5 protein-coding genes are annotated in these 8,388 nt (G+C 67.6%); 3 read left to right on the top strand and 2 right to left on the bottom strand.

The window, feature by feature from the left end:
- Positions 1 to 526: efflux RND transporter periplasmic adaptor subunit (locus tag BRAS3809_RS05775; RefSeq protein ID WP_035655430.1), on the top strand; the 526-nt coding region annotated here is incomplete at its 5' end.
- Positions 526 to 3,672, top strand: coding sequence for an efflux RND transporter permease subunit (locus BRAS3809_RS05770; RefSeq protein WP_008961161.1), 3,147 nt, complete (start codon positions 526 to 528; stop codon positions 3,670 to 3,672). The genes BRAS3809_RS05775 and BRAS3809_RS05770, both read left to right, overlap by 1 nt.
- Positions 3,673 to 3,680: 8 nt before the next feature.
- Here BRAS3809_RS05770 and BRAS3809_RS05765 read toward each other — a convergent pair whose 3' ends face one another.
- Positions 3,681 to 5,312, bottom strand: coding sequence for a glycosyltransferase family 39 protein (locus BRAS3809_RS05765; RefSeq protein WP_008961160.1), 1,632 nt, complete (start codon positions 5,310 to 5,312; stop codon positions 3,681 to 3,683).
- A gap of 256 nt (positions 5,313 to 5,568) precedes the next feature.
- Positions 5,569 to 6,243 (bottom strand): Crp/Fnr family transcriptional regulator, encoded by a 675-nt coding sequence (locus tag BRAS3809_RS05760; RefSeq protein ID WP_035655428.1) that lies wholly within the window; start codon positions 6,241 to 6,243, stop codon positions 5,569 to 5,571.
- A gap of 211 nt (positions 6,244 to 6,454) precedes the next feature.
- Between BRAS3809_RS05760 and BRAS3809_RS05755 the strand changes: the two genes are divergently transcribed.
- The coding region (locus tag BRAS3809_RS05755; RefSeq protein ID WP_035655427.1) for an AsmA family protein at positions 6,455 to 8,388 on the top strand (1,934 nt) is incomplete at its 3' end.

The following is an 8,388-nucleotide window of genomic DNA, read 5'->3' as shown; positions in this document are numbered from 1 at the left end:
CGCCGGGGCGCCGGCGTCGCCGCAGGCCGGGCCGATGTTCCGCATCGCCGTCAACAACGAGCTCGAGCTCGATGCCGAGGTTCCGAGCATCCATCTTCTGAAGCTCAGCGCCGGCGCGCCGGTGCGCGTCACCCGCGACAATCTCCCCGACATCATCGGCCGCCTGCGCGTGGTGGCGCCGCAGGTCGACCGCACCACCCAGCTCGGCCATGTCCGCATCGCGCTGACCGGGACGCCCTCGCTCAAGCCCGGCATGTTCGCGCGCGCCAACATCGACGCGCGGCGGAGCTGCGGTGTCGCGATTCCCAACACGGCGATCGACCATCTCACCATCCAGGTGGTGAAGGGCGATACGATCGAAACGCGCCGGGTCCGGGTCGGCCTGGTGTCCGATACATCGACTGAAATTCTTGAAGGTCTGGCCGAGGGCGAGATCGTCGTCGCCGACGCCGGCAGCTCGCTGCATGACGGGGACCAGATCAAGACCATGTTCGCCGAAGACATCGATCGCACGCGGGTACGCTGATGGCACTGAATATCTCGGCATGGTCGATCCGGAACCCGCTGCCGTCCATCCTCTTCTCGATCATCCTGCTGGTGCTCGGCTCGATGAGCTTCAACAAGCTCGCGGTGACGCGGCTGCCGAACGCCGACATTCCGGTGATCTCGGTCGCGGTGGCGCAGTTCGGCGCGGCGCCGTCGGAGCTCGAATCCCAGGTCACCAAGATCATCGAGGACGGCGTCTCCGGCGTCGAGGGCGCCCGCCACATCCAGTCGCTGATCACCGACGGCCTCTCCGTCACGACCATCACCTTCGCGCTGGAGACCAACACCGACCGCGCCATCAACGACGTCAAGGACGCCGTGACGCGGGTGCGCTCCGACCTGCCGCAGAACGTCACCGAGCCGCTGATCTCGCGCGTCGACAAGATCGGCCTGCCGATCGTCACCTACGCAGCGATCTCGCCGGGCAAGACGCCGGAGCAGCTGTCGTTCTTCGTCGACGACGTGGTCAAGCGCGAGCTGCAGGGCGTGCGCGGCGTCAGCCAGGTCGAGCGCATCGGCGGTGTCGAGCGCGAGATCCTGGTATCGCTCGATCCCGACCGCCTGCAGGCGATGGGCCTCACCGCGGTCAATGTCAGCCAGAGCCTGCGCGGCACCAATGTCGACGTCGCCGGCGGCCGCGCCGAGATCGGCAAGAACGACCAGGCGATCCGCACGCTGGCCGGCGCCAAGACGCTGAACGAGCTGTCGAACACCATGATCCCGCTGTTCGGCGGCGGCGAGGTCCGGCTCGCCGATCTCGGCACGGTCACCGACACCATTGCCGACCGCCGCACCTTCGCGCGCTTCAACGGCGAGCCGGTGGTGGCGCTGGGCATCAAGCGCGCCAAGGGCGCCAGCGACGTGGTCGTCGCCGAGGCCGTGCAGAAGCGCATCGACCAGGTCAAGGCCGCCCATCCCGATGTGGACCTCAGGCTGATCGACACCTCGGTCGATTTCACCAAGGGCAACTACGAGGCGGCGATCTCGACCTTGTTCGAAGGCGCGATCCTCGCCGTCATCATCGTGCTGCTGTTCCTGCGCGACCTCCGGGCGACGATCATCGCGGCGATCTCGCTGCCGCTGTCGATCTTCCCGGCGTTCTGGGCGATGGACATCCTCGGCTTCTCGCTCAACATGGTGTCGTTCCTGGCAATCACGCTGTCGACCGGCATTCTCGTCGACGACGCCATCGTCGAGATCGAGAACATCGTGCGCCACATGCGCATGGGCAAGTCGCCCTATCGCGCCGCGCTCGACGCCGCCGACGAGATCGGCCTCGCGGTCATCGCGATCAGCCTCACCATCATCGCGATCTTCGCGCCCGCCAGCTTCATGTCCGGTATCGCCGGACAGTTCTTCAAGCAGTTCGGCATCACCGTCTCGGTGCAGGTGTTCTTCTCGCTGCTGGCGGCGCGTTTCGTCACGCCGATGCTGGCGGCCTATTTCCTCAAGCATCACGACCACGACGATCCGCCGCCGGGCATCATCCTGCGGGCGTATCAGCGCATCGTGACCTGGTCGGTGAAGTACTACTACGTCACGATCCTGCTCGGCGTCGCGATCTTCGCGGGCTCGATCTGGAGCACCACGCTGCTGTCGAAGGGTTTCCTGCCGGCGCAGGACGCCGCGCGCTCGCTGCTCGCGATCGAGCTGCCGCCCGGCGCGCAGCTCGCCTACACCGAGAAGGTCACCGAGGACATCGTCGCACGGCTGCGCAAGCGGCCCGAGGTGCGCAGCGTGTTCGTCGACGGCGGCCGGCTGCAGGGCGCGATGGAGGTCCGCCGCGCCGGCATGATCGTCAACTACACGCCGAAGACCGAGCGCAAGATCACCCAGAAGGAGCTCGAGCTCGAGATCACCAAGGATCTCGAGACCATTCCCGACATCCGCTTCTGGTTCACGGACGAGAACGGCCTGCGCCCGATCAAGCTGGTGCTGACCGGCTCCGACCCCAAGCTGGTCGACAATGTCGCGAGCGAGCTCGCCTCGCAGATGAAACGGATTCCGATCATCTCCAACGTGGTGTCGGACACCTCGCTCGACCGGCCCGAATTGCGCGTGCAGCCGCGCGCCGACCTCGCCGCGCGGCTCGGCGTCTCCACCGAAAGCCTGTCGCAGACGATCCGCGTCGCCACCATCGGCGACGTCGGGCCCGCGCTCGCCAAATACGACGCGGGCGGCCGCCTGGTGCCGATCCGGGTGCAGCTGGAGGACGCGGCGCGCAGCGACGTGAAGATCCTCGAGCAGCTGCGGGTTCCGCTCGGCCAGTATGGCGAGAAGGGCGGCGTGCCGCTGGCGGTCGTCGCCGACATCAAGCTCGACCAGGGCCCGACCAGCATCAGCCGTTACGACCGCGGCCGGCAGGCCACGGTCTCGGCCGATCTCGTCGGGCTGGCGGCGCTCGGCGACGCCACCAAGCTGATCGACGATCTGCCGGTGCGCAAGACCATGCCGGCGAGCGTGAAGCTGATCCCGTCCGACGACGCCGAAAGCCTGAACGAGCTGGCCTCCGGCTTCATCACCGCGATCACCGCCGGCCTGATGATCGTCTATGCGGTGCTGGTGCTCTTGTTCGGCACCTTCCTGCAGCCGATCACGATCCTGTTCTCGCTGCCGCTGTCGATCGGCGGCGCCATCGGCGCGCTGATGCTGACCGGCAAGCAGCTCACGATTCCCGTCTATATCGGCATGATGATGCTGATGGGCATCGTGACCAAGAACGCGATCATGCTGGTGGAGTTCGCGATCGAGGCGATTCACGCGGGCACGAGGCGCGACGACGCGATCATCGATGCCGGCATGAAGCGGGCGCGTCCGATCGTCATGACCACGATCGCGATGGTCGCCGGCATGATGCCGAGCGCGCTGGCGGTCGGCGCCGGCGGCGAGTTCCGCTCGCCGATGGCGCTTGCGGTCATCGGCGGCCTGGTGTTCTCGACCGTGCTGTCGCTGCTGTTCGTGCCGGCGATGTTCCTGGTGATGGACGATCTCGGCGGGCTGTTCGCGAAGCTCGGCCGCAGGCTGATCGTGTCCGACAGCGCGGAGGAGCAGCATGCGGCGCCGGACTCGGAAGGACCGCACGCGGAAAAGCCGCCGCCGTCGGTGATCTCTCCGGCGGCCGAGTAGGCGGGTGATCAGTTCGCTGTCGACAACGTTTGCCGAAGGGCGCTGACCTCGTCGGCGACGCCGGGCGATGCGGCCGGCGGCTCGGTCTGCGGCGGCACAATGAATGCGACGAAGCCCTGACTGGCGCCCCGCAAGCCGAACAGATTGGTCCGCAGCGTGAAGGAGACCCGCACCGAGGTTCTCGCCCGCGCCGCGGCGACCTGCATGCCGTTGACGCACGAGACGTCGGCATCATAACAGAGTGCCGCCCAGCCCCGCGCCGTCACCGCCTCGTCGGGATCCTGCAGCTCGTTCGGATGCACGAGGCTCATCTCGTAGCGCGGATGGCCGGGACTGTAGAACGCGGCGGCAAACGCCAGGCCGTCGTCGCCGCCGACGGCCTCAAGCGGGCTGTCCGTTGCCGTCCGCCACAGCCGGTCGAGCTCGGTCACCGCCGGCTCGTAGAAGTTGCGGCCTTCGCTGAGCGGCACGTAGTTGCGGTACAGCGCGTGCAGCGGCGCGGCGATGGTGGCGGCGAAGGCCGCGATCGCGACCGCGATGGCGGCAAGATTGATCGTCAGCTCGCGCGGTGCCTGGTAGCTCGCGCCGCAGACGATCACGATGACGAACAGGAACACGCCCTGCAGGCCCCACAGCGGCGGCATGTCGGTGCCGAACATCGCCGACGTCATTGCCGGCAGCGTCACCGTGCCGATGCTGATGATGGCCAGCAGGCGCAGACCGGGCTCCAGGCTGAGCGCGTCGTTGAGCATGCGGGCCGGGCGCGGCCGCGTCATCGCCAGCCAGATCAGGCCGGGAATGCCGGCGATCCCGGCCATGGCCAGCGCGAAGCCGCCGCCCTCGATCAGCGCCGCCGCGCCGGTCTTGCCGACGTGATGCGTGATCGCATACGAGAACGGCTGCGCGCCGGTCGTGGCGAGCCAGTAGACGTGGGGCGCGAGCGCGGCGAGGCCGGTCAGCGCGGCGATCCACGGCGCCGCGGAGGCGAAATAGGCGCGCCGGTCGCGATGGCACAGCGCCGCGATCGCGAAGCTCGCGATCAGGAAGATCGAATAATATTTGCCGAGCATGGCGAGCGCGGCGGTCAGGCCGGCGGCGACGGCCCAGCGCAAGCTGCGCGTCTCGAACGCGCGCAGGAAGCACCAGGTCGCCAGCGGCCAGCTCGACAGCAGCACCGCGTTGGCGTTGAAGCGTTGCGCGTGGAACTGATAGATCGGCAACAGCATCAGCAGCATCAGCACGATCAGGCGCTTGTCGCCGCGCGCGAAGCGCTGCGTGATCCTGTCGACGGCCCACAGGCCGACCGCGGCGTTGGTGAGCGCCAGCAGGTTGAACGACCAGTTCGTCAGCGGGAACACGAGCGTCCAGGCCCAGGCGACCCAGCCCATCAGCGGCGGATGCTTGGTCGAGCCCCAGTCGAAGCTGCGTCCCAGCGACCAGGTCTCGATCACGTCCTGATGCAGATCGCCGCCGAGATAGGCGACGGAGAAATACGCCATCCACACCGCCACGAACCCGGCGATCAGCGCCGGAACGGCCCAGCCGTCCTCGACGGCGTCGATCCAGATCGCGAAGGTTCTGCGCCAGCGACCAACTCCGTCGTTGGTCTCGATCACGTACGCCGGCAACGCAAGACTCATGAGCTCCAACCACTTTCATCTGGCGCGATCGCATCCCTTCCCGCACACGGTTGCGTGCGGGTGGAACTCACCGCTGCCGGACTGACCCCGGTTGGAATCGTTAAAAACAGTTCATGTCGCAAATTGTGAGCCGTGGTGGCCCAATTGCGATCATGTTTGGCCGAGCTTGTTACTTAACGATGCACTGCGAATCGTTCTCGCCATCGATCGGTCCAGGGTTGAACACATTCGACCGCGTGCCGCACCTTTGCGCCGGCTATTCGTTGCGCGCGATGGTGTTGAGCCTGATCAGATCGTGCAGCAGGATGCGGCCGCGCTGCAGGTCGAGGATCTTGTCCTTGCGCCAGGCCTGGAGCTGGCGGTTGACGCTTTCGCGCGCGGCGCCGACGAACACGCCGAGCTGCTCCTGCGAGATGTGCACCTCGGAGCCGAAATCCTCGGCCAGCGCGCACAGCCGCCGCGCCAGCCGGATCGGCAGCGGCTGCAGCACCGACTCTTCCATCCGTTCACTCTGCCAGCGGATGCGCTGGCACAGCAGCTGGATGATCTTGATCGCGACCTTCGGCTCGCGTTCCAGGAAGCTGAGGAAGTCCTCGCGCCGGAGCACGAACAGTTCGGTCGCCTCGCCCGCGGTGGCGTCGGCGGTGCGCTCCTGGCCGTCGAGCACGGCGACCTCGCCGAACAGGTCGCCGGGTCCCATGAAATTGAGCGTCAGCCGCGAACCGTCGGTCGCGCCGGTCTCGATGCGGATCTGGCCGCGCCGGACGCCGAACAGCGCGTTGCCGGGGTCGCCCTTCTGGAACAGCACCTCGCCCGCCGACAGATGCTGGGTGTGGCACAGGTTCGAGATGCGCTGCAGCTCGTCGCCGCCCAGATCCGCGAACATCGGGTTCATTTTCAGGATGACCGCAAATTCGGCCTGCTTGCTCATCACGATACCTTCGGCGGTGGTTTCATGGCCCCAATTACAGAATCCGCGCTGGCCGAAGTGTGTCACAGGTCACATAACGGCGCACGGGCTCCGCCTAGTTTGGTCGCTCGCGGGGCGATCTTCGTTCCGGGAAAAATTCAGATTGAACCGGGTTGGCATTGCCGCATGCTAACCCGTGGAGGCCGCTCGCCGCAGCGCTTGGGACATCGATATGAAAGCATTGAAGATCGCAGGCGGTCTGCTCGGCGCCGTCATCGTCGTGCTCGGGCTCGCGCTGGCCTTCGGGCTGCCGGCGAGCTTCCTGACGGTGGCCATCCAGGACCGCGTCGAGCGCGACACCGGCTATCGCCTGAGCATCGCCGGCTCCGCCAGCGTCAGCCTGTGGCCCTCGCTGCACGTGACGCTGAGCGACATTACCCTGCAGGATCCGAAGGACCGCGACGGCAACAACCGGCTGACGGTCGGCAGGGTGCAGGCCGACATGGCGCTGTCGAGCCTGTGGTCCGGCCATCCGGACGTCCGCGAGATCAGCATCGAGAGGCCCACATTGTATCTGCCGCTGCTGCGTGAGCGGCTGCGCGACAATGCGCCGCGCAACCGCGCCGCGGCGAAGCCCGAGGTCGCGCCCGCGGTCCGGATCGCCAGCGTCACCGTCAAGGACGGCGCCGTGATCCTCTCCAACCCGCGCGACCGCGTCGAAAACCGTCTCGACGGCCTCGCCGCGACGGCCGCGCTGAACGGCGACAGGATCAAGATCACCGGCAGCGCCCGGGCCGGCGATCGCCCGGTGACGTTCGAGATCAACGCGGCGGCGCCCGCGATGCCGATCGACCGGCAGACCTTGCCGGTGGAGTTCAGGATCGGGATGGACAGCGTCTTCCGCGGCGCGATGGCCGGCCGTGCCGAGCTCCGGCTCAACGGCCCGCTCGTCATGATCAATGGCCTCAGCGGCACGCTGGGCGACGGCGATTTCAACGGCTGGGCCTCGATCGATCTCGCCAGCAAGCCGCTGGTGAAGGTCGATCTCGACCTGCGCCGGCTGGATATCCCGGAGACCGCCGCGCCGGCGTCGTCCCGTGGCGCGGGGTGGAGCACCGCGGCGATCGATCTGCGCGGCCTGAACTATGTCGATGCCCGCGTGAAGCTGTCGGCGACGGATATCGGCGTCGCCGGCGCTCGTCTCGGCCCGTTGGACCTCGAGGCCTCGCTGGCGGGCGGCCTGCTGAAGGCGACCGTCGCCAATCTCGGCGTCTACAACGGACAGGCCACCGGCGAGGTCGTGATCGACGCCTCCACCGGCAATCCGGCCTATGCGATGCATTGCGACCTCGTCGGCGTCCGGGCGCTGCCGCTGCTCTCGAATCTCGCCGGCTTCGACAAGCTCGAGGCGCGGATGCAGGGCAAGCTGGCGCTGCGCTCGAGCGGCGCCAGCCAGCAGGCGATCATGAGCAATCTCAGCGGCTCGGCGTTCCTGCTGTTCCAGGACGGTGCGATCCGCGGCATCAACGTCGCGCAGATGATCCGCTCGCTGACCACCAATCCCTTGTCGGGCTGGCAGGATTCGAAGGAGCTGACCACCGATCTCACCCAGCTCTCGGCCTCGTTCCAGGTCGAGCGCGGCCAGGCGGCGACGGCCGACCTCAATCTGGTCGGGCCGCTGGTCAAGGTCACCGGCGCCGGCACCATCGATCTCGGCAACCGTGCGCTGGCGATGCGGGTCGAGCCGAAGCTGGTGATGACCACCGAAGGACAGGGCCGCGTCTCGGATCCGGTCGGCCTGGGCATCCCCGTCGTGATCGACGGCCCGTGGAGCCAGCCGCGCTTCTATCCCGACATGGCCGGCATCCTCGACAATCCCGAGGCGGCCTATGCCAAGCTCAAGCAGATGGGGCAGGGACTGTTCGGCAAGGACGGCGCAGGTCTCAACAGTCTCATCAACGGCATCGGCGGCCTGATCGGCAGCGCCGCGCCGGGCAATGGTGCCGTTCCCAACGCGGCGCCCGCGACGGGGCAGCCGAACGCGCAGGCGCCGGCCGCCGGCCAGTCCGACCTGCTCGGCGGCCAGCTCGGCGCGACCATCGGCAACCTCATCCAGCAGGGGCTGCAGCAGGCCGCCCCGCCGCAGCCGAGAAGCCGCGGCCGCAC

The organism is Bradyrhizobium sp. STM 3809, from assembly GCF_000239795.1.
Taxonomy (GTDB): domain Bacteria; phylum Pseudomonadota; class Alphaproteobacteria; order Rhizobiales; family Xanthobacteraceae; genus Bradyrhizobium.
Note: the sequence above shows the minus strand (reverse complement) of the source record. Positions and strands in the feature narration are given on the sequence as shown.

What these genes read in the sequence shown, in the direction of transcription:
- BRAS3809_RS05770 (WP_008961161.1), top strand. Translation starts at nt 526, where the DNA reads ATGGCACTGAATATCTCGGCATGGTCGATCCGGAACCCGCTGCCGTCC.
- BRAS3809_RS05765 (WP_008961160.1), bottom strand. Translation starts at nt 5,312, where the DNA reads ATGAGTCTTGCGTTGCCGGCGTACGTGATCGAGACCAACGACGGAGTT.
- BRAS3809_RS05760 (WP_035655428.1), bottom strand. Translation starts at nt 6,243, where the DNA reads ATGAGCAAGCAGGCCGAATTTGCGGTCATCCTGAAAATGAACCCGATG.